Source organism: Streptomyces sp. NPDC057486, assembly GCF_042802415.1.
Lineage (GTDB): Bacteria > Actinomycetota > Actinomycetes > Streptomycetales > Streptomycetaceae > Streptomyces > Streptomyces yanii.
This window is the reverse complement of sequence record NZ_JBHVEE010000019.1, coordinates 1-21,975: the sequence shown is the minus strand read 5'-3', so window position 1 is coordinate 21,975 and position 21,975 is coordinate 1. Positions and strand designations below refer to the sequence as shown.

Annotated in this window: 11 protein-coding genes; 5 read left to right on the top strand and 6 right to left on the bottom strand. The window is 68.1% G+C overall.

The window, feature by feature from the left end; genetic code table 11:
- Positions 1-2 precede the first annotated feature (2 nt).
- Positions 3-917, bottom strand: coding sequence for a LysR family transcriptional regulator (locus ACFU6I_RS11985; protein WP_384364236.1), 915 nt, complete (start codon positions 915-917; stop codon positions 3-5).
- Positions 918-1,114: 197 nt separating this feature from the next.
- On the opposite strand from ACFU6I_RS11985, the gene phnA reads away from it, so the two are divergent.
- The 3 genes from phnA (at position 1,115) to ACFU6I_RS11970 (ending at position 5,106) form a co-directional block, all read left to right on the top strand.
- Positions 1,115-2,371: a phosphonoacetate hydrolase gene (gene phnA / locus ACFU6I_RS11980; RefSeq protein WP_384364234.1), complete on the top strand. Its 1,257-nt coding sequence runs from the start codon at positions 1,115-1,117 to the stop codon at positions 2,369-2,371.
- A gap of 148 nt (positions 2,372-2,519) precedes the next feature.
- A complete protein-coding gene (locus ACFU6I_RS11975) occupies positions 2,520-3,875 on the top strand; it encodes an MFS transporter (RefSeq protein ID WP_384364232.1) in 1,356 nt (451 codons plus the stop codon).
- Between the two features lie 97 nt (positions 3,876-3,972).
- Positions 3,973-5,106 carry a TIGR03364 family FAD-dependent oxidoreductase gene (locus ACFU6I_RS11970; protein ID WP_384364230.1) on the top strand — a complete coding sequence of 378 codons (1,134 nt, stop codon included), beginning with the start codon at positions 3,973-3,975 and terminating at the stop codon, positions 5,104-5,106.
- A gap of 69 nt (positions 5,107-5,175) precedes the next feature.
- Here the strand turns inward: ACFU6I_RS11970 and ACFU6I_RS11965 are convergent, their stop codons facing one another.
- Positions 5,176-6,627: an aldehyde dehydrogenase family protein gene (locus tag ACFU6I_RS11965; protein WP_384364228.1), complete on the bottom strand. Its 1,452-nt coding sequence runs from the start codon at positions 6,625-6,627 to the stop codon at positions 5,176-5,178.
- 508 nt (positions 6,628-7,135) lie between these two features.
- On the opposite strand from ACFU6I_RS11965, the gene ACFU6I_RS11960 reads away from it, so the two are divergent.
- The gene (locus tag ACFU6I_RS11960) at positions 7,136-8,227 is read left to right on the top strand and encodes a hypothetical protein (RefSeq protein ID WP_384364226.1); all 1,092 of its coding nucleotides are present in this window, start codon (positions 7,136-7,138) and stop codon (positions 8,225-8,227) included.
- Between the two features lie 98 nt (positions 8,228-8,325).
- Here the strand turns inward: ACFU6I_RS11960 and ACFU6I_RS11955 are convergent, their stop codons facing one another.
- Positions 8,326-17,358, bottom strand: a complete 9,033-nt coding sequence (locus ACFU6I_RS11955; protein ID WP_384364224.1) for a DNRLRE domain-containing protein — start codon at positions 17,356-17,358, stop codon at positions 8,326-8,328.
- Positions 17,359-17,727: 369 nt separating this feature from the next.
- On the opposite strand from ACFU6I_RS11955, the gene ACFU6I_RS11950 reads away from it, so the two are divergent.
- Positions 17,728-18,312 carry a hypothetical protein gene (locus ACFU6I_RS11950; protein WP_384364222.1) on the top strand — a complete coding sequence of 195 codons (585 nt, stop codon included), beginning with the start codon at positions 17,728-17,730 and terminating at the stop codon, positions 18,310-18,312.
- A 409-nt stretch (positions 18,313-18,721) separates the two neighbouring features.
- On the opposite strand, the gene ACFU6I_RS11945 is transcribed toward ACFU6I_RS11950, so the two are convergent.
- From ACFU6I_RS11945 to ACFU6I_RS11935, 3 genes are all read right to left on the bottom strand, one after another.
- Positions 18,722-19,786 carry a biotin/lipoate A/B protein ligase family protein gene (locus tag ACFU6I_RS11945; protein WP_384364361.1) on the bottom strand — a complete coding sequence of 355 codons (1,065 nt, stop codon included), beginning with the start codon at positions 19,784-19,786 and terminating at the stop codon, positions 18,722-18,724.
- Positions 19,787-20,191: 405 nt separating this feature from the next.
- The gene (locus ACFU6I_RS11940) at positions 20,192-20,638 is read right to left on the bottom strand and encodes a hypothetical protein (RefSeq protein ID WP_384364220.1); all 447 of its coding nucleotides are present in this window, start codon (positions 20,636-20,638) and stop codon (positions 20,192-20,194) included.
- A gap of 130 nt (positions 20,639-20,768) precedes the next feature.
- Positions 20,769-21,425, bottom strand: a complete 657-nt coding sequence (locus ACFU6I_RS11935) for a hypothetical protein (RefSeq protein ID WP_384364218.1) — start codon at positions 21,423-21,425, stop codon at positions 20,769-20,771.
- Positions 21,426-21,975 lie beyond the last annotated feature (550 nt).

The following is a 21,975-nucleotide window of genomic DNA, read 5'->3' as shown; positions in this document are numbered from 1 at the left end:
AATCATCGGCCCGGAAGCTCCTGCGGCCAGCGGCCGATCTCACGGAGCAGTCCCATGAACGCGCGCTCCGCCGGGGACAGCACCCGGTCGCGCCGCCGCACCAGACTGATGGGGCGGGACCGGGGCTGCGGAGTCACCGGGAGGACGGCGAGCGATCCGGCGCGCACATCGTCCACCACGGCGTGTTCCGAGATCAGCGACACCCCGAGCCCCGCCGCCACGCACTGCTTGACGGCCTCGGGGCCCCAGATGTCTCCGTGCGGAACCTCCGTCATCTCCCACTCCGCCAGGACCTGTTCCTGCAGCTCCCGGGTCTGGGATCCGGGCTCCCGCAGCAGGAACCGTGACTGCGACAGGTCCTGCGGCCGGACCTCGCCCGCGTCCGCCAGCGGATGGCCGGGCGCGGCGATCAGCACCAGCCGCTCGTCGAGAACGGTCTCCGGCACCAGCTGCGCGGCGGTCGGCGCGCCCGCCACCACCGCGATCCCGATGGCACCCGACAACAACCGCTCCAGCACAGCCTCGTTGTTGCCGACGAAAATGTCGCACTCGATGCCCGGATGCCGCTCCTGGTACCGGGCGAGCAGCGGCGGCAGCAGGTACGTGCCGACCGTCGTCGTGCCGCCCACCAGCAGCCGCCCGGACGTCAGCCCACTCACCTGCTGCACGGCGGCGACCGCCTCGTCGGCGAGGAGGAAGACCCGCCGCCCGTACTCGGCGAGCACCTCGCCCTCGGCCGTCGGCCTGATCCTGGCCCCCGACCGGTCGATCAGCGTGACGCGCAAGGACTGTTCGAACCGGCGCACCTGATTGGAGACCGACGGCTGGCTCATGTACAGCTTGTGCGCGGCCGCCGAGAATCCCTGGTGCTCGACCACCTGCATAAAGATCCACAACCGGTGGAGGTTGAGTTCCACACGCCTCCCTAAGTTGATCGTCGGCGCGGAGCCTAGCCCCGATCCGGCCTGGTGGGGAGGGGGCGCGGCAGGGCGGATGCGGCTATGACGGCTATAGCAATCCCGGTGGTTCTGCCCGCCCCGCGCCGGGTGCTACCCATGAGCTGTGAGGCGGCAACCACCGCCTCGGTACTTCGACCTCAGGGGTGGATCCGTACATGAAGGAATCTGTTGCCGATCAGTTCGAGGTCAACGGGCGCGGCTATGCCTGGCCCCGGCGGCCCGTCGTCGTGGTCTGCATCGACGGCAGTGAGGACGCCTACCACGAGCGGGCGATCGCGGACGGCAGGATGCCCTTCCTCGAACGGATGCTGGAACGGGGCAGCGATCTGCGGGCCGACTGCACCATGCCGTCCTTCACCAATCCCAACAACATCTCCATCGCCACGGGTGCGCCGCCCGCCGTGCACGGCATCTGCGGCAACTACTTCTACGACACCACGTCCGGCACCGAGATCATGATGAATGCCCCGGAGCTGCTCCGGGTGCCGACCCTGTTCGCCGCGTTCTCGCAGGCAGGCGCCAAGGTCGCGGTCATCACCGCCAAGGACAAGCTGCGCCGGCTGCTCGGCCGCGACCTCTCCGACGGCATCTGCTTCTCCGCCGAGAAGGCCGACCAGCTGACCGACGAGTCCCACGGGATCAGCAAGGTCCTCGAACGCGTCGGCATGGAACTGCCCTCGGTCTACAGCGCCGAGCTCAGCGAGCTCGTGATGGCCGCGGGCACCGACATCCTGGCCAAGGACCGCCCCGACCTGATGTACCTCTCCCTGACGGACTACATCCAGCACAAGCATGCGCCGGGATCGCCCGTCGCCAACGACTTCTACGCCATGCTCGACAGCTACTTCGAGCAGATCGACGCACTCGGAGCGGTCCTCGTCATCACCGCCGATCACGGCATGAACGCCAAGAGCGACGCCGACGGCACGGCCCAGGTCGTCTTCCTCCAGGACCTGCTCGACACCCGGCTCGGCGCCGGAGCCGCCCGCGTCATCCTGCCCATCACCGACCCGTACACCGTCCACCACGGGGCGCTCGGTTCGTACGCCACCGTGCACCTGCCGGACGGCGCCGACCGGGCCGGTCTGCTCGCCGAACTCGCCGCCCTGGAGGGCGTGGACACCGTCCTCACCCGCGAGGAGGCCTGCGAGCGCTTCGAACTCCCCGGCGACCGCATCGGCGACCTCGTCGTCATCGCCACCCGCAACACGGCGCTCGGCACCACGCCCGCCCGGCACGACATCTCCGGCTTCAAGGAGCCGCTGCGCTCGCACGGCGGTCTCACCGAACAACGCGTGCCGTTCCTCGTGAACGCGCCGACCGGCCCGCTCCCCGACGGACACCGGCTGCGCAACTTCGACGCCTACTGGGTCGGCAACGCCCTGGCCGCCGGACGGCCGCTCACCTCCTGACCGAGCCGCCGTACCACCCCGAGGACCCGGCCCCGGCGCGCTGCCGAGGCACGCGCCGGGGCCGTGCCATGCCCTTGTCACGCCTGCGGACCGCCCCCACCGAACCGCTCATCTCCCCAACCGCGCACATCGAGGACAGGACCCTGCCATGGCCGACCTCGTACCACAGAAACAAGGATCACCCGTCACCACCCGCGACGCACTGGACCGGATCTCACCGATCCTGCGGAGCGCCCGCGCCGCCCGCTGGCGCCGGCAGATCTTCGCGATCACCTGGATCGCCTACGCAGGCTTCTACTTCGTACGGCAGGCATTCTCCGTCGCGAAACTCGGCATCCTCGACGATCCCGCAGTCAACACCGTGCTCACCGAGCGTGCGCTGGGCGTCATCGACGCCGTCTACCTCGCGGCCTACGCGGCCGGGCAGTTCCTGTGGGGCATGTGGGCCGACCGGTTCGGCCCCCGCGTCGTCGTCATCGGCGGCATGATCGGGGCCGTCGCCGCCGCCTGCATCATGGGCGTGAGCAGCGCACTTCTGGTGTTCGGCGGTGCGATGGTCCTGCAGGGACTGTCGCAGTCGGCCGGGTGGGCGCCGCTCTGCAAGAACATGGGCAACTTCTTCACCGTGGCCGAACGCGGCCGGATCCTGGGGCTGTGGTCCACCAACTACGCGTTCGGGGGCCTGGCCGCACCACCGTTCCTCGGCTGGGTCGCGTACTCGGTCTTCGACAGCTGGCACGCGGCGTTCCTGGCCGGCGCGGCCACACTCGCCGCCGTGCTGCTGCTCTTCGTGCTCTTCCAGCGGAACACGCCGCAGGACGTCGGTCTGGTCGAGCCCACCGAGGAGAGGGACCCCGAATCCGGCGCGACGCCCGAACCCGTCCCGACCGAGCCCTCCCTCAACGGCCTCGCCCTCTACCGGGAGACGCTGCGCGACCGCATGGTGCTCACACTGGGACTCTCGTACTTCCTGCTCAAGCCCGCGCGGTACGCCATCCTGCTCTGGGGACCGGTGATCGTCAGCCGTCGACTGCCCGAGATCGACAAGGTCGGCGCCACCCTCATCCCCGTCGCCTTCGGCGTCGCGGGCATCCTCGCCCCGATTCTCGTCGGCTGGGTCTCCGACCGGTTCTTCCAGTCCCGGCGGGCACCCGCCTGCGTCATCGCGCTCGGTGTACTGACCGCCGCGCTCGCTCTGTTCATGCCGCTCACCGCCGCCGGCAGCGCCGAGGTGATGATCGCGGTGCTTGCGGTGATCGGTCTCTCCGTGTACGCGGCCGACGCCATGATCTCGTGCGTCGCAGCGGTCGACTTCGGCAGCGCCAAGGGCGCGGGGACGGCCGCCGGACTGGTCAACGGCTGCGGTTCGCTCGGTGCGATCCTCGGCGGCCTGCTGCCGGGATTCCTCTCCGGCGGCGTCCTGTTCACCGGCTTCGCCGGGGCGGCGCTGCTCGCCGGGCTGCTGATGCTGCCCCACTGGAACCGGCTTCCGCGCACCGCGTGAGCACGCCACGGGCCGTACGCCGTCGGCCGGTATGCCGAGCCCCGTACGCCACCGGTCCGCGCACCCTCATTCCGTACGCCTTGAGAAGGGGATCACCATGACTGTGAACCGAGCCGACACCGCTGTCGTCGGCGGCGGAATCGTCGGCCTCGCCCACGCGCTGGCCGCCGCCCGCCGCGGCGACCGGGTCGTCCTGTTCGAGCGCGACGACTACGCCGTGGGCGCCTCCATCCGGAACTTCGGCATGATCTGGTCCATCGGCCAGCAGCGCGGCGCGACGTACGAGCGGGCGCTGCGCAGCCGTGAGATCTGGCTGGAGACCGCCGCCAAGACCGGCCTGTGGGCCGCCGAGACCGGATCACTGCACCTGGCCCACCACCCCGACGAGGTGGACGTGCTCGAAGAGTTTCTCGCGACCACGCCGGCCGCCCGGGAACGGGGCGTCAGGATGATCACGCCGCGGGAGACGCTGGAGCGCTCCGGCACGACCCGCGCCGACGGGCTCCTCGCCGCGATGTGGAGCCCGACCGAGCTCAACGTCGACCCGCGCCGGGCCATCCCGGCACTCGCCTCGCATCTGGTCGCCGAGTACGGCGTCGACATCAGGTTCGGGGCGACGGTCCGGGGCATCGATCTGCCGACCGTGGAGACGACCGACGGCGACTGGTCGGTCGACCGGGCCTACGTCTGCAGCGGCAACGACTTCGAGACCCTGTACCCCGACGTCTTCGCCGAGAGCGGCCTGGTGCGCTGCAAGCTCCAGATGATGCGGACGGGCCCCCAGCCGGACGGCTGGGAGCTCGGCCCGATGCTCTGCGGCGGGCTGACCCTGCTGCACTACGCGGCGTTCGACGAGTGCACGTCCAAGGCCCGGCTCGCCGAGCGGATGGGACTCGAACTGCCCTTCCACCGGGAGAACGGCATTCATGTGCTGCTCTCCCAGACGGCCGACGGCCGTCTGACGATCGGTGACAGCCACGCGTACGCCAAGACGCTCGACCCCTTCGAGGACGAGGCGATCAACCAGGCGGTCCTCGACTACCTCGATACGTTCGCCGTGCTGCCCGACCCGCGGATCACCGAGCGCTGGGTGGGCTACTACCCGTCGCTGCGGGACGGCCGGACCGAACTGGTCGTCGAGCCGGAACCGGGTGTCACCGTGGTCAACGGGGTCGGCGGGGCGGGGATGACGCTCTCGTTCGGACTGGCGGAGGACATCATCAACACCTGACCTCACGCCGATGCCCCTCATCTGCCGGGCAGATGAGGGGCATCGGCATGTTCCGGGCCGTGCGGAGGCTCAGTAGGCGATGCAGGCCGAGTGCCACTCGGTGTAGAAGTCCCACACCTCGGGGGAGCACTCCGGCGGTCCGTACTGGGAGGCCTTCGAACCGACATGCGGCAGATGGGCGTAGGCCCCGACACCGGGACGGTTCACATGGAGCATCCCCGCCTCGAACCGGTCGATCGCCTCGAACGCCCGCGACTGGGACGCGGTGAAGACGGTTCCCGACATCCCGTACTTCACCGAGTTGGCTATCGTCATGGCCTCGTCGAACCCGTCCGCGTCGACGACGGCCAGCACCGGTCCGAACACCTCCTCCTGGGCCAGCTCGCTGTCCCACGGCACGTCACGGATGACGGTCGGCTGTACGTAGCAGCCCTCGGGCAGGTCGTCACGCCGCTCCCGCCCACCTCCGCACAGCACCTTGCCACCGTCGCGCTGCGCGCCGGCGACGGCCGCCAACGCCGCTTCCGTGCGTGCGGTGTTGACCACCGGGCAGATCCGGGACGCGGGATCGTCCCCGGGGCCCACCCGCAGCCCCGCGACCTGCCCGACGAGCCGGTCGAGGAACTCCTCCCGTACCCGTACGTCGACCACCACCCGGCTCGTCGCCGAGCAGCGCTGCCCCGCCTGACCGAAGGCACCGTGCACCACGGCGTCCACGGCCCTGGCGAGATCGGCGTCGTCGCACACGATCAGCGCGTTCTTGCCGCCGAGTTCGAGCTGGGTGCGGAGCAGCCGATGCGCACCCCCGGCGTGGATGGCGGTGCCGACCGGCAGCGATCCGGTGAAACTGATGCCCGCGACGGCCGGGTTGGCGACCAGTGCCTCGCCCGCCGCCACATCGCCCTGCACCAGATTCAGCACTCCGCCGGGGAGACCCGCCTGCTGGAATATCTCCACCAGAAGCGCGGAGGTCAGCGGGGTGAGCGGGGACGGCTTGAGCACCGCCGTGCATCCGGACAGCAGCGCGGGTGCCACCTTCCACATCGGGATCGCGAGGGGGAAGTTCCACGGCGACACCAGCCCCACGACCCCGATGGGCTTCCTGAAGGTGTACGCGAAGGTGCGCTCCTCCTCCGCGGGGGCAGTCACCCCACCGAGCAGTCGCGCCTGACCGGCGGTGAATTCCAGCACGGCCCGCGCCCGGTTCACCTCGCCGCGCGCCTCGCTCAGCAGCTTGCCCTGTTCGCGGGTGATCACGGCGGCGACCTCCGCGGCCCGTTCGCCGAGGATGCGGCCGGCCGCGGTCAGATACGCGGCCCGTTCGATCGGGCCACGGCCGCGCCAGGACGGAAGTGCGGCGGCGGCCGCGTCGACCGCCTGGTCGACGTCGACACCGCCGGATTCGGTGAACTCACCGATCACATCGGCGAAATCGGCAGGGTTGACGTTCTCCCGGACCTGCCCCGACTCCGCGGGGACCCACTGTCCGTCGATGAAGTTGAGCCGAAGGTGCTGTGACATGCCCTCCCCTTCATTTGGACCCACCGGCAGCAGTGCCGGACCAGGTCAGGCTGGCGCAGGAGAAGGGCTGTCACAATGCGCGATTGGCGAATGCCCCCGATAGCCGCGACCTATCGGGGGTCCGGAGCGGCGGGGCGGAACCCTGGGGCACGCGTGCGGTCCACTCCTCGGTACCGGTGCCAAGGTCCACGCACTCCACTGCTTCAGGACCTGCACCGGCGCGAACTCCGCCGGCCAGACGTCGATCCTGATCCGTTCCATCGTCTCCTCGGACTCGTCCGCTGCGATACCCGCCTCCACAGCCCGCGCCAGGTTCTGCTGGTGCACGGCCCGACGGCACTTCGAGGCCGGCCTCCGGAGCGTGGTCCAAGGACGACACGTCGAGCGTGGGCGGCTCCGTGGCGACGTGCGCCTGCGCATTCACGTCGACGTTCGCCTCGGTCCGGATCCCGCGGCGCTCCCCGCGGCGGCACGCTACCTGCCACTCGGGTGTGGAAGCATGCCGTCCATGTCCACCAATCCCATAGACGCGGCCGCTGTGGCACACACGGCCCGCCTCGTTGCCGCGGTCCCCACCCCCCTCGGCGCCGCGGACGCCGACGCTCCGCGCATCCAGTACGGGCCCGGCCACAGGCTGCTCGTCCAGCGCGGGGACGACGAGCTCGCCGTGGTCGGGCTCGGCCCGACAGGGCAGGAGCACGGCGCCGAGTTCCGCTTCCCCGCCCCCTGGCCTCGGCCCTTCGGCGATGTCACCGTCTCTCCCACGGGCGACCTCGCCGTGTTCAGCGGCGTGCACGCCGTACGGGCCGTGGACCGGACAGGCAAGGTCCACTGGGAGCTCCCGCACGGGTGCTGGTCCGCCGCCAAGTGCACGGCGGCCCATGCCTCGTTCGAGGAGTACGCGGACGACCCGCGGCATCGGCGCGCAGGCCGCGGTTCCGCCGCGTTCAGCCCGGACGGCAAGCTGGTGTGGGCCCATGTGCGGCACGCACAGGACTGGCCGCACGAGGAGTGGCTGGTCCTCGACGCGGCCGACGGGTCGGTGCTCGGCCGGACCCGGACCTCGACCGTGGGTTCGGCGTCCGCCCACTTCCCGCATCCCGACGGCTCGTACATGGGACTGACCGTCGGTGAGGGGCATGAGGACTCCCCTTCCCTGTGGGGGCATTGGGACGGTACCGACCTGGGCTTCGAACGCATCGAAGGGGTACTGCTGCAGGACGTCAGTCCGTCCGGTGGGCACTTCCTGTGCACGGATCCCGGCCAGTGGGCGCTGTATCTGCACGAGTCCCCCGGCGCGCAGGAGGCCGGACGCCTCAACGCCAGGGATGTCGTGCCACCCGCGCCGGGTGAGGACATGGCGCGCTGGGATTACGAGGGCGCCTACCCCTACGAGGACGGTGCCGTCGTCAGCACCGATGGGCACACCGCCGAGCCCCGTCACTGGCTCGTGGACCCGAGCACACTCGCCCTGCGCGGGCGGATCGTCTACTCCCTGCCGGTCTCGGGCAGCCCATTGCCGGCCGGCCCCGGCCTGTGGGCCACCCTCGCCGAGGACCGCACGGCCGTGCACCTGTGGAGTCTGGCCGACGCGAGCTGAGCGCGTCCCGCGACGCGAACGCCCGGCCGGGGAAGCTCTCCGGCCGGGCGTCCTGCTTGCGTGTCCGGCGGCGCCACTGGAGGTGGCGCCGGTGTCTCCTAGCGCCTCAAGCGCCAGAACGTCCTGAAGTCGGTCTTGTCGGACGCTCCGCCGAACACCTCACCGTCGAGCTTCATCTTGCTCTGCTCGACGAGTGGTGCGCAGATGTCGGAGCACACGTTCTTCGACGCGCCGCCGTACAGAACCTCGTAGTCCGGGTTCTCCTCGAGCCACCTGAACACCGATTCCTCGGCGTGCTCGTAGGCGGGATTGCCCTTCTTGGTCACACGTCCGGGCACCAGGTTGCCGGGCACGAACGACTGGCCTTCGGCGAGGTCCAGAAGGTCGCCCTTCTGACCGGAGCTCATGCCCACCTTCTCGACGATGTCCTTGGTGCCCTTCTTCCGGACCCCGATGACCGCGACGGTCACCATGGACTCCTTGAAGAAGTGGAGCTGACCGGCGAGTTCCTGGGCGCTCTGCTGCGCCCTGACCGCCTCGTCCTTGTAGCCACAGTTGTGGACCAGGACCGCGGCGGTACCCGACCCCACGTAGTACGTGTGGACGCCCTCGACCGACAGGTTGTAGACCTTGGCCGAGCGGTGGGCGGTGTCGACCGCACTGATCTGGACCCAGGTACCGGCCGAGGTCTGCAGCCACATACCGGACTTGAGGTCCTTGGCCGGGACCCACTTGCCGAAGTCCGGCAGCCAGTACAGGTGCGCGGCCGTCGAGGTCAGCTTGAGCGACTTGCCCTTGCCGCCGGAGTCGACGGTCAGGGTGACGAGGTCCTTGGTGCCCTCGTGATCACGCGTCTCGGTGACCTCCCGGGCCCGGGTGTCCCCGGTCTCCGGGTCGGTGGCCACGACCAGGTCGCCGACCTCCAGCTTCTCGATGGCCCGGGTGGTGCCGTCCGCGAGGACGACCTGGGTGCCCGGCAGGAAGCTGTTCACCTTGCAGGCGGGTGCCTGCGGACTGTCCGGCGACTTCGTCGTCGGGGCGTCCACGCCGTCCGCCTTGCGGACGTCGCTCGCGGCGTTCGCCGCGTCACCGGCCTTGTCCACCGCCTTGCGCACGTCGTTGGCGGAGTCCACCGCCTCGACACCCTTCTCGACGTAGCGGCCGGCCTTGACGGCGGTGGCCGCGTACCCCGCGAGCGGGATCGCCGAGGTCAACGACAGTGCGGCGTCGACATAGTTGCCCTCGGCCGCGTACCAGATGCCGTTGGCGACGTCGGCGACCTCACCGACGACGGGGACCAGGCCGACCACGTCGAGCGTGGCATGGCCGATGTCCGAGAGCGACAGACCGAACAGGTGCCCGTCGAGCTCGACGAAGCTGATCGGGTTGCCGCCGGCGAACGCGTACCGGTTGCCGGTGAACGGGTCGGTGGCCAGGGACATGTCGGCCAGGGCGCCGCTGTACGAGTCCCGGGTGAGGAAGCGGTTCAGCCCCGGGTCGTAGTTGCGGAAGCCCATGTCGTACGTGCCCGAGGCGCCGTCCCAGCGCGAGGAGTTGAAGCGGAACGCGTTGTAGTCACTCTTGCCCTCGGTGCCGCTGCCCGGCTTGTCCGCACCGGTCATCTGGGACGAGTCGTCCGAACCGTAGGCCGTGTAGCCGTACGTGGAACGGGTCTTGCCGTCCTCCTTCGTGATCGCCTCGACGTCGCCGCGCGGACTCGTGACGTACTGCGAGACCTCCTTGCTGCCGTCGTCCTTGTGCTTGATCTGCGTGGCGCGCTGACCACCGGCTATGTACTGGTAGTCCTTGTCCGCCTTGCCGTCGACCGTCTCGCGCAGGAGCGTCTTGTCCATGGCGAGGTAGGTGAACGCCGTGGTCTTGCCCTGGTCGCCCGAGGTGGTCTGGGAGACCGTCCGGTCGAACGGGTCGTAGACGTACGAGGTGGTCACCGCGGTGGCGCCCACGCCCTGCCGGACCTTCGCCTCACGGTCGAAGCCGTCGTAGTAGTGCTTCTCGACGGTCTGACCGCCGGTGCTGACAGTGTCGAGCCGGCCCAGCGGGTCGTAGTTGTAGGTGGACGTGACCCCGCCCGAACTCGCCGACAACAGGCGGTTGCGGTCGTAGCGCTGGGTCGTGGTGACGTCTTCCACCGTCTGCTCGACGATGTTGCTGTTGCGGTCGTAGCGGTAGGACTCGGTGGACGCGTCGTCGCCGCTCTTGGTGACCTTGGTGATGCGGTCCTGCGGGTCGTAGTCGAAGGTGTACGTGTTGTTGATGTAGGCCGAGTTGTCATCGGCGTTCATCAGCTTCAGGACGTCCTTGGAGCGGTGCCCGTTGGGCGAGTACTCCAGGTCGTGCTGCGCCACCACGGTGTCGCCCGAGGTCTTCTCGAGCGACTGCTCCACCGACCCGTCGGGGTAGTAGCGCATATCGAGCGTGTTGCCGTTGGGCTTGGTCTGCTTCAGGAGCTGGCCGCGCCCGGTGTAGGTCATCGTGGTGATCTGCTGATCGCCCGCGGTGGGCGAATCGGCGTTGGTCACCTTTTTGACCATGTCGCGCTCGTCGTATTCGATCTTCGTCCAGGTCAGATCGTGCGTGGACGTGACGGGGTTGCCGTTTTCGTCGTAGGTCAGCGAGGTGGTGTTCTTCACCGTGCCGCCCGCGGACTCGTCCACCTTGGTGATGTGGTTGAGGCCGTCGTACGAGATCTTGTACGTGTCGATCTTCGCGCCCGGCGAGAGGTCACGGACCTCGGTCATGTTGCCGTTCGCGTTGTAGCTGTAGGTGAAGTCCTTCTTCTCGTTGTCCGTTTCACCGGAGTTCGAGCGGACCAGCTTCACCGCGTCCGCGAGCACCGTGCCATTGGCGGCGTCGGTCAGCGTGACCTTCTGCGGACCGTCCTCCACGAACGCGTAGGACCCGAGTGAGACCCACGCGCCGGTGTTCGCGGTCTGGTCGACGGTCTTGGTGGTGCTGCCGCCGTCGTGGTCGACCTTGAACTTGGCGTCCGAGGCGGCACCCGTCAGCTTCGGGTAGCGGACGAACACCTCGTAGGTGCCGTTCTGCGGGATGTTCAACTGCCAGGACAGCGACGAGGTGCCGGTACCCGCGGGGTGCGAGTACGTGTCGTAGCCGTACTGCTGCTCGGCCTGCGTCCGCGACCAGTTGCCCTGGGTCGCGGTGTTGTTGAAGTCCGAGCTGTCCACCAGGACGACCTGGTTGCCGACCGGCACACCGTCGTCCGAGCGGGCCTTCTTGTTGCCCGACGGGTAGTAGTCCCAGGTCATGGTGCGCTGCTGGGAGCCGCCCGCCGAGGTCAGCGTGTTCTTCGTCTGCTGGCCGAGCTTGTTGTACTCGTAGGCCGTGGTGATGTCCCACGGGTCCTTGGCCGTACGTGTCCAGCCGTTGTCCAAGTACGAGTACTCGGTGACGTTGCGGACCGTCTGGCCATCCGACGGGGGAGCCGAGACCGACTTCAGGTTGCCGACGGAGTCGTACTCGTAGAACACCGAGTCCGGTGAGGAGTAGACCGCTTCGTCCTTGTCGTAGGGCGAGCGCTCCTCCTTGACCCGGTTCAGCTCGTCGTAGACCGTCTCCGACATGAAGTCCGCGTCGTCGTCACCCGTGGCGACACCGCGCGGGGTGGTGGTCTTCGTACGGTTGCCGACCTGGTCGTACGCGTACTTGGTCGTGCGGTAGGTGATGTTGCCGGAGGTGTCCTCCTTGACCGGCACCTTGGACTCCACGAGCGCGCCGCGTTCGTCGTACGTCGCGAGCGACTCGTTGCCCTCCGCGTCGGTCTGCGCGATCTGGAGGCCGTCCTTGTCGTAGCGGACCGAGGTGGCCCACTCCAGGGCGTCGACCGTGCGCTCGACCCGGTGGTTCAGGTCGTATTCATAGCGCGTGGTGTAGTCGTCGGCGTTCGCGGTGGCGTTCTTGCGCGCGTCCACGACCTTGACGACGTTGCCGACGTTGTCGTACTCCACCGTCGCCTTGTTGCCCTCGGCGTCCACCATCTCGATCGGCTGGTAGATCGCGTCGAACTCGGTGGTTGCGGTGTAGTCGCCCTCGGTCGCCGTCAGGTTGCCCTGTGCGCCGGTACCGGAGACGAGGTTGCCGACCTTGTCGTAGACGGAGGTGGACTTGCGCACCGGACCGCCGGGCTCGTCGGACGGCTTGACCGACTCGATCCGCTGGTCCGCCTTGTCGAACACCGCCGTGGTCTCGGTCCCGTTGGGGGCGAAGGCCTCGGTGATGTTGTCGTTGGCGTCATAGACCGGCTCCGGCGTGACGATGAACTCGCCTGCCTTCTGGTCCTTGGGCTCGCGCTTCTCCCGCGGTCTGCCGAACGCGTCATAGGCCTGGGTGACCTCGGCGCCCTGGGCGTTGGTCACCTTGGTGACGTTGCCTCGCACGTCGTAGACGAAGTGCGATGGGTTGCCGGCCGCGTCCGTGATGGTCTTCGGGTAGCCGACCGGCTCGAACTCGCCGTACTGTGTGGCGTGCCCGTTGGCGTCGGTCTCCTTGATGACCTGGCCCAGCGCGTCGTACTCCGTGCGAGAGGTGTAGTCGCCCTCGGTGGCGGATGCGACGCCCTTGGGGTCGGTGACCGAGGTCAGGTTGCCCCTGGTGTCATAGCCGAACCGGTAGGTGCGGCCCTCCGGGGACTTCTTCTCGAAGAGGTCCGCGATATGGCCGCCGAGCCCGTAGGAGTATGTGAGGGTCTGCGCCGCGGTGCCGTTCTTGTTGGCCTCGGCGTCCTTCATTTCCAGCGGATAGCCGGTGCTGGTGTCGTACTTCCACGTGGTGACCGCGCCGTTGGCCTCCTCCAGGCGCGTCACATTGTTGTCGGTGTCCCAGGCCGTCCTGGTGGTCTCGGACTTGGCGTTGGTCATCTGGGTGGCGCGGCCGTACCCGTCGAGCACGTACTGCGTGTCGTGGTTCTCGGCGTCCGTCACCTTGGTGTTGACGACCGAGCCCGCCGTGCCGTCCGGATCGGTGTACACATAGCCGGTGGTCCCGCCCAGGCGGTCCGTCAGCGTCTGCGTGTTCCAGTGGAACTTCGGGTCGTCGCCCTCGCTGGGGTAGTAGTAGTCCAGCGAGGTCGAGTTGCCGCGCGGGTCGGTGACCTTGACCAGCTTGGCGTTCTTGTTGCCCTGCTCCATGTCGTACGTGAAGCGGAACGCCTTGGGCTGCGCGCTGCCCGCACCGTCGGTGAGGGTGGTGAGCAGGCCCTGGTCGGAGTACTCGAAGGTGACCTTCCGGCCCGAGATGTCGGTCATCGACTTGACGTGGTCGATGATCTTCGGGCTCTTGGTGTCGGCCTTCGTGTAGTAGTCGACCGTGAGCGACTGACGCGCGGCCGGGTCCTCGATGTAGGTGAGGAACTTGACCGGCTTGTTGTTCGACTTGCGCTCGGCGTAGGTGTACGTCTGCGTGTTGCCGTTCTTGTCGACGATCGACGTCAGGTAGCCGTCGCAGTCGAAGAAGAACTGGGTGCGGTCCGGGCGGGTCAGCGACCAGGCCTTCGGGTCGCCGTCCTTGTTCGGGGTGCAGTCCACGCCGCTGCCCTGCCGCAGCAGATAGTGCACGCCCGCCGGGGCCCGCCAACTGCCGTCGTCCTGCTTGCGGAAGATGTGCGTGGTGCCGTCACCGTCGGGGAGGGTGACCTGGGTCGGGTCGGGGTTGGGGTGGAAGTCCAGCGCGGCGCCCAGGCGCAGCGGCATCGCGGCCTGAGCCGACCAGCCGTGGCCGAGGACCGTGTCGGAGGTGTCCTGGGAGTTGTACGCGAACCGGGCGAAGGTGGTGATCCCGCGGCCCGGGTTGGAGAACGCGTTGTACTGCCAGACGCTGTTGCCCGCGTACAGGTTGGTCATCAGCGACGAGCCCGCACCGGTGTTCTTGCCCGCGTAGGAGTAGAACTTCTCCAGACCGAGCTGGTTGGAGGTCGGGTCCTCGGTGCGGACGTTCTGCGCCAGCGGGGCAATGCCCTCGCTGTCGGACAGCCAGATGCCGGTCGTGGTGTTCTTCAGGTCCCACTTCAGCACGTAGTCCAGGCGCTTGTTGCCGGAGTCCGAGTTGATCGGGGCCTTCAGCTTGGCCGGGACGGTGACCGAGTCGCCGGGCAGGACCTCGGCGGGCAGCGCCGTCTGCAACTGGTTGCCGCCGGTGGTGGCGTCGGTGCCGTCCGGGAGCGACCAGGTGTAGGAGAGCGCGTAGTTGCCCGCCTTCCAGGTGCTGGTGGTGGTGTTGGTGAGGGTGACGTCGACGGTGTACTCGTCGCCCGGGGTCATCCGGGACGGCGTGTACGGGGCGTGGTACGTCGTCTCCGTCGACTTCGTCAGATAGGTGACGACCAGCTGCGGGCGCAGCTGCGCCTCCTCGGCCTCGGAGGAGAGGAACAGCGTCCGCTCTTGTGGGCCGGCCGTCGACTCGTCCCTCAGCTTGACCGCGACGCCGTGGTTGCTGGACGGGTCCGAGATCCAGCCCTGTGCCAGCGAGGTGAGGTACCACGACTGCCGTGCCGGGTCGTTGGCGACCGTGCCGACGGTGTCGGAGACGGCGGCGTCCATGTCACCGCCGGCCGTGGTCCACGACGTGGTGGGGTTCGCCTTCGTCCAGGACGCGGTCGCCTCGTCGAAGTCACGGGTGAGACCGTGGGCTTCGTAGATCGCGCCGTTCGAGTCTGTCGTGGTCTGGAAGCCCCACATGTCCAGCTTCGCCTCGAGGACCCGGGCGTTGCCCGGGATCTCGCTGACGGTGGGGAACTTCAGCAGGGCACGGGTGTTGCCGTACGTGGCCGAGTTGTTGCCCACCGACAGCCACGGGTGGGTGACACCCGCGTCGGTGAGCGCGTCGTGACCGGTGGACGGCTGCGCCGAGGAGAGTGTGGTGTCGCTCTGCCCGGACTGCAGCACCACCGTGGTGCGGCCGGCCTTCGGCAGCCGTACCAGCTCCGTGGTGGACGGGAGGATCCTTCCGTCGCGGGTCTTCACCGCGACCATGTAGTAGTACGCGTCGCCGAACTCCTCGGCGGAGTCGGCCGCGGTGGGCCGGGCCGAGGTGTCCGTGTAGGCGCGGGTGTCCTTGGCGACCGGGGAGACCAGGGTCTGCGAGGAGGGCGTGAAGTGCTGGAAGACGCTGCGGTGGACCTGGTACTCGACGATGTCGTCGCCCGGCGAGGTCGACGGGTCGGTATACGCGGGCCAGCTCAGCTCGGCACCGGTCGAGTGGATGACCTCCGGCGGGTTGACGTCGACGCCCTGGCTGCCCCAGGTGAGGACCAGCTTCGGGTAGTTGGCGGCCTCGCCCTTGTAGGCGTACTCGGAGGCCTCGTACCGCGGGCCGCCCTTGGGGGCGTTCGCGGACTCGTCGGCGGCCTTCACTACGAAGCCGTGGTTCTCGTACGTGCCGTCGAGCCACTGCTGGACGGTCTTGGTCACCGGGAAGGAGTGCCAGGTGTTGACCTCCTGCGGCTGCTTGGTGACCACACCGCCCTTGGTGAAGCGCACCGCGTCCGCCTGGACGGTCGTCGTCGTCGAGGCGGGCCCGTCCCCGAGGACGACCTGCCCGGTGGTGCCGGCCTTGAACGGGTGCTTGCCGAGCGGTTTCCACACGCCCTCGGTGCCGGCCTGCTGGTTGACCTCGTACGTCTTGCTGCCGCCGGCGTACGTCACCGTGTAGGGCGCGTTGCTGGCGCGGTCGAAGGCCGGGACGTAGTGCACGTCGACCTGGTAGTCGCCGTCCTCGGGCAGGCTCGGCCGCCAGGTGTATGTGTCACCGGGCGTGGCGTCCTTGTTGTAGCGGTAGTCCTGGCCGATCGCGTACTGGGTGTACGCGGTGTTGGTGGACGCGGGCCAGGCGCCCTGGGCGGCGGTGGTGCCGGGGTCCCCGTCGTCGACGAGGACCGAGGTGCCGGACAGCTCACCGGTGATGCCCTTGGCGTTGTTCCAGGTGGCGCCCGTCTCGGTCCAGGGAGTGGTGGCCCGGTGGGCCTCCAGCTGGACCTCGGTGGCGCCGTTGGTGTGGGTCTGGTCGTAGTACAGCTTCAGTTCGGCCGAATCCAGCCGGGTGTCGGCGGGTATGCCGGACAGGCCGAACCGCAGCAGCGCACGCGAGCTGCCGGTGCTGGTGTTGCCGACCGAAAGACGCCAGAGGTCCGCGTAGTTGGCGCCCGGGTCGTCCGAGGAGATCATCACGTTCGCGGCCTGCGACGGTGTCGGCGCGATCGTCACCGTCGGGTCGACCGTCACCGGGTACTGGCGCTCCGGCGCCGCCAGCCACCTGGCGTCCGGCTTCAGGCTGATGCCGTACGACCCGTCCCTGCCGGACAGGACCTGGCGGACGGCGTCGGTGCCGGTGGTGCCGTACGCCGAGGCGGCGTCCTTCTTCGCGTCCGTCATGAACGGCGCGGGGATCACCAACGCGGGGACGCCGACGGGGGAGTTCTCGCCGTACAGCGAGATGGTCCCGTTCTTCTCCGGCTTCGGGGTCAGGCCGCCCGTGGTGAGCGTGAACTCGAAGGAAGGCGTGCCCTTCGGACGCTCGTTGAGGACGATGTCCTCCTTCACGCTGCCGTTGCCGACGGTGTAGGAGAGATCGGTCCCCTGGCCCAGGGCGTTCTTGTAGGTGACCTTGTTGCCGTCGACTGCCGGGGTCAGCTTCGCGGCACCGGCGTTCTTCAGGCCGATGGCGACCCAGTGGCCCTTGTCGAGCTCGAAGCGGACCAGCTCACCGGGGCGTGAACCGAAGTAGGTGCGGGCGAGGTTGGTGGTGTTCGCCTTCTCGAAGCCCTTGCGGTCGGTGTCGGTGACCGCGGTGTCGATCGCCTTCCACTCGGCGTCCTCGCCCTTGCCCTTCTCGTACGAGGTGGGCATGGCCGAGACCTCGGACTGGACCCGCCCGTCCGACATGCGCCAGTGACGGGAGTAGGGCGTCCGCTGGTCCGTCAGCTCTTTGACGCGCTTGGCCTTCGGCGCGTTCTTTGCCTTGGCGAGCTTGTCGTTGGCCGGGACATCGGTGTCGGGGAGCTCTGGCGGATCAGCAGGTTCGGTGTCCCCGTCGGTGAAGAGACCGCGGAGGCTGTCGGCGAGTCGTCCCGTGTCGGGTGGTGCCGCGAATGCCGGTGTCATCGGTGCGACGGTCGCGAGGACCGCCAGCGCCGCACTCGAGGCCAAGAGCCTTACGGCCCGTGGTCTGTACATCGGTTTCCCTTCGAAGGAACCAAGTGCCATCTGCCGGACGACAGTTGGCAGCCAAGACTCCTAACAAAGGACACCCTGTCCATGTCAACTACATAGACCATCTGCACAACTCACCTAAAAGCCATGGTCGTTGGCATATGAGCTGCTGTTTTCCTTCTTTTTCACAGGATCTTCCCGCGCGTGATGCGTTGACATCAGGCCAATCCTGACCGGGGACCAGGACCCCTTGACAGGCGCCTCCCCACGCCTTTTGGATCGGGCGGGGCCCGTCCGGGCCTGCGGCCGAGGGGAGTTTGGATGAGCAGCGAGACGCGCGAGGCGGGGCCCTCCACGTCGACCGTCGAGCACGCGGGGGCGGACGCGGACGCTCCCGAAACGACCGAGACGGCTGACGCCGGGGCCGGAAGCGACGGACACGGCGGGACTCCCCCGGTCGACACCGAGGACGGCGGCCACAAGACCCACTCCGACCGCCCCGTGCTGATCGCGGCCGTCGGCTTCCTCGTGCTCTGTCTCGGCTTCGTGCTGTTCGGTATGGTGCGCGGCGGCGACGAGGGCAAGGCCGAGCCTGAGATCCCCACCGCGCCGGTGACGTACGAGGTGACCGGCGAGGGGACCGCCGACCTCAGCTACCAGGGGGCGAGCGAGCAGGGCACGGCGGAGACCGTCTCCGGCGCCCGACTGCCCTGGAAGAAGACGGTCGAGGTGCCTCTCGGTCAGAACCCTGTCATCAGCATCACTCTGGGCGAGCAGGGCGGTCAGGCCCGCTGCGCGGTCGCCGTGCGCGGGCGGCACGTGCAGAGCGCCACGGCCAGCGGTGGGTTCGGCCGGGCGACCTGCTCGGCGCCCCTGCCCGCGCCGGCACCCGAGGCGTCCGACTGACCTTTTCTGGTGTTGATGAGTTCGGGTTCTGGTCCAACTTCTGTGGTGTGCCTACTCCCTGTGACCGTTGGCCTTGCTGGTAGGTCTCGCGAGATCGTCTAGAAACTGCCGGTGCCAACCGCGTTCGGCCTGCTGGCCTGGGCTGTGCGCGAGGTACTGCTCCGGCTGGAAGAGCTGCTCTTCCTGGCGGATCCGGGGATCAGGGTGGAGTCGGTGGAGGATGACGGCGAGGTGATCCGAGTCGGTGTCAGATGCCGGACGGCCGGGGCTCGGTGTCCATGCTGCGGAAGCTGGTCGGGGCGGGTGCACGGCTCTTACCTGCGGTTTCCCGCTGACCTCCCCGTGGCGGGACGTCTGACCTGCGAGTATTTGGTTGGAGCGGCGCAGGCTCGGAGGGAGTCAGCAGAGGCTATGGCACTCGTGCTGTCCACTCGGCTGTGCCGAACTTGGTGTGTACGAGTTCTTCCGCCTGTGCCAGCTCTTCAGCGGTCACTGCGCCCTGGGTGAGACCGTGGCGGTTGCGGAAGGAGTCGATCATGTTGTCGATGACGGCTTCGCGTGGCAGGCCTGTCTGTCGGCGGAGGGGGTCGACGCGCTTCTTGGCGCTCTTGGTGCCCTTGTCGGACATCTTTTCCTTGCCGATGCGCAGGACGTCGAGCATTTTGTCGGCGTCGATGTCGTAGGACATCGTGACGTGATGCAGCACGGCGCCGGGCCCGCCGCCGGGGCCCACGATGCGCTTCTGGGCTGCTCCGGCGATTTTCCCGATGTCGGTCGCGATGTCGTTGAGCGGCTGGTACCAGGCCTTGATGCCCATGTCGCCGAGCGCCTCGAGCACCCAGTCGTCCAGATAGGCGTAACTGTCGGCGAAGGAGAGACCGGAGACCAGAGAATCGGGGACGGAGAGCGAGTACGTGATGGTGTTGCCCGGTTCCACGAACATGGCCCCGCCACCGGAGATGCGACGCACCACCGTGATGCCGTGGCGCTCGGCGCCTGCCGGGTCCACCTCGTTGCGCAGCGACTGGAAGCTGCCGATGATCACTGCGGGGGAGGCCCACTCCCAGACCCGCAGCGTCGGCGGGCGGCGGCCCGCCGCCACCTCGGCGGTGATGACCTCGTCGAGCGCCATGTGGAGGGCGGGGGACTGCGGGGCCTCATGGATGAGCTGCCAGTCGTAGTCGCTCCACTCGGTGGCGTGTGCGAGGGCGCGGCGTACGGCGACGGCCACGCCCTCCGAGGTGAGACCCAGCATCACGGTCGACGCGGGCAGCGCCGCGTCGATGCGGGCGGCGAGCCCTGCGGTGTCGGTGTGGGCCGGGGCGCCCTCCAGAGCCGCGTCGATGGCGAGGATGGCTTCGTCGGGTTCGAGGAAGAAGTCCCCGGCCACCCGTACGTTGCGCAGGGCGCCGCCCTCGACGTCCAGATCGACCACGACGAGCTTGCCGCCGGGGACCTTGTACTCACCGTGCACAGCCATGCCTCCCGTTCCGCCCGACTCTCGTCCGCGAGTCGGCTCCGATCAGCCATAACTCCGCCGCCGTACGGATTAATCCGCGCATTCGCCGTGATGAACCCGCTGTCCGGGATCACGGTGCCCGCGGTACGGACGTGTCGTCCGTGACGCATCATGCGACCCGGCCCAGCCCCGCATGCCCAACCTGTTCTGCGCCCGGCCTCCATCACCGGCATCTCCCTCCGGAGGAGGCAGTCGAGCACGACCTCCTCCGATCAAGGGGAAGGGTGCCCCGAGACATCACGGGGACGCAGCGTGGCAAAGCTCACGTGCTCCGGAAACAGTGCGGTGCGGTGCCCAGCCGCGCCTCCACGGCCGCCCGGTCGACCGTACGCACCCGTCCGACCGTGAAGCCGACATGCCTCATCCGTCGAGCGCCTCCAGGTCGGGGCGAATTTCCTTGTACGTTTCAGGATAGGCGCTCAGCATTCCTACAATCCTGGATCGAGTCACCGGAAGACTGTACCGATAGGCGCGCAATACAATATCCCGCCGCTCCAGAAATTGTTCGAAGACGCCGAAGACCATCGACTCCCGAAAATGATTGCTTTCGTTCGATGACAGCCCCTCGATGTAGCCGAAGCAGGCATCGATATCACCAGAAGAGGGCTCTCCGCTCCGCAGCAGAGGCAGGAGGATCGGCCTGCTGAAGGCCGTCAGTAGAAACTCCAGCAAGTCAGGAATTCGTCCCGCTTCCCATTCTGCAACGAGTTCGGGGTCGCTCGTTCTGATTTCTTCGAGCACATCACGGGATCGCGGTACCTGCTGCACATAAGCAGAAACGACGGAGTCCAGCCGGATGGCCTGCATGTAACCACCTGTAGAGAAGGGGGAGTCGTGGCAGATAGTAACATTCACCACGCTCGGTCATTAACGTGTCGAAGGGCGGGAGCCCGCCCGGCTGCACCGGACAGGCTCCCGCCCAATATTCGCTGTGCGACTAGGCCGTGACAGGCGGCGGATCGAACGCGTGGTGGAAACCAAATGGATCGATGGAATCCACGAATATCTCGGTCAGGCCGTCGACCACACCGTATTGCTCGATGTAGCTGGGCGCCTGCGCCACATTCAGCGCTCCGCCGACCAGACCGAACGCCTTGAAGCCACCGCGCAACCTCGGGGCGTCTCCCACCGGCGCCTGCTTTGCCAGCGGATGAAGATCGGCGAACTTCTGGCCGGTGAGATCTTCCAGGGCCTTCGTGCCGAGAATCGACTCCCTGTTGGTGTTGATCTCCTTGAGGATCTCTGCATTTCCTTGGACGTGCCGGGTGACTGCCCCGGTCGCATCGTTGGAATTGAGAGCGCTCCAGAGTTCCTTTGACTCGCGCTGGCCGATTTCCAGGTCCGCTTCGGACAGAATCGCATTCTTCAGCTTCTTGTCCCCGGCCCGACCCCTCCGGTCGTTCTCCAGGATCTTCGCCAGGCCGGCCATGGCGTTGGAAGCCTTCTTGATGTGGAATTCACCCATCGGCTTGCCCGAGTTGTATTCGTCCAGCAGCGCCGTGGTGGTCTTTCCGTCACCCATGAGGTCGCCGTCCTTGACGAAGTCCCTCGCGTAGAGCTGATTCAGCGCTCCGTCGAGATCCTTGTTCGCCACGACGGGCTTTCGCGCACGCGGCGCCGTCTTGCCCGGGTTCGGGTTGGTGAGGCACAGGAAGCAGGAGCTGCCTGCCGGCAGGCCACAGACGTCCTTGATTCCGTCGACGCACGGCGCGTGCCCGTCCAGCCGCCAAGCTCCCCTGGAAGAAGTCTGTCCGGGTTCCGTTCGGCAAGGCACCCAGCGTCAACATCACCCTCGACGGCAAGGGAGGCCAGGCCCTCTGCGCCCTCGCCGTCCGCGGCAGGCACGTCCAGAGCGCTACCGCCTCAGGTACCTACGGTCGCGCCACCTGCACCGGCGAACTCCCCGCCCCCACCGTCACCGAGAACAGCGGCGGCTGAGATCCGGGCGGCCCAGAGGTCGCGCGACCGCGCTCACTCGGCGAAGCCTTCCCTCTGCCCGGCCCGGCCTGCGGACGCAGGCCCGTACCCCTCACGGGTCAGTACACCTAACCTCGCCGTTTCACTTGAGTACGGCTGGCTTGGGGGCGGAAACGCGAAAGTGCCTTCCTGACCTGGGACGATGAACCTTGCTGAGGGGTTCTGTC

Bases quoted from the DNA above. Each gene is read 5' to 3' on its own strand.
- phnA (WP_384364234.1), top strand. From the start codon at position 1,115: ATGAAGGAATCTGTTGCCGATCAGTTCGAGGTCAACGGGCGCGGCTAT.
- ACFU6I_RS11975 (WP_384364232.1), top strand. From the start codon at position 2,520: ATGGCCGACCTCGTACCACAGAAACAAGGATCACCCGTCACCACCCGC.
- ACFU6I_RS11970 (WP_384364230.1), top strand. From the start codon at position 3,973: ATGACTGTGAACCGAGCCGACACCGCTGTCGTCGGCGGCGGAATCGTC.
- ACFU6I_RS11965 (WP_384364228.1), bottom strand. From the start codon at position 6,627: ATGTCACAGCACCTTCGGCTCAACTTCATCGACGGACAGTGGGTCCCC.
- ACFU6I_RS11960 (WP_384364226.1), top strand. From the start codon at position 7,136: ATGTCCACCAATCCCATAGACGCGGCCGCTGTGGCACACACGGCCCGC.
- ACFU6I_RS11955 (WP_384364224.1), bottom strand. From the start codon at position 17,358: ATGACACCGGCATTCGCGGCACCACCCGACACGGGACGACTCGCCGAC.
- ACFU6I_RS11950 (WP_384364222.1), top strand. From the start codon at position 17,728: ATGAGCAGCGAGACGCGCGAGGCGGGGCCCTCCACGTCGACCGTCGAG.
- ACFU6I_RS11940 (WP_384364220.1), bottom strand. From the start codon at position 20,638: ATGCAGGCCATCCGGCTGGACTCCGTCGTTTCTGCTTATGTGCAGCAG.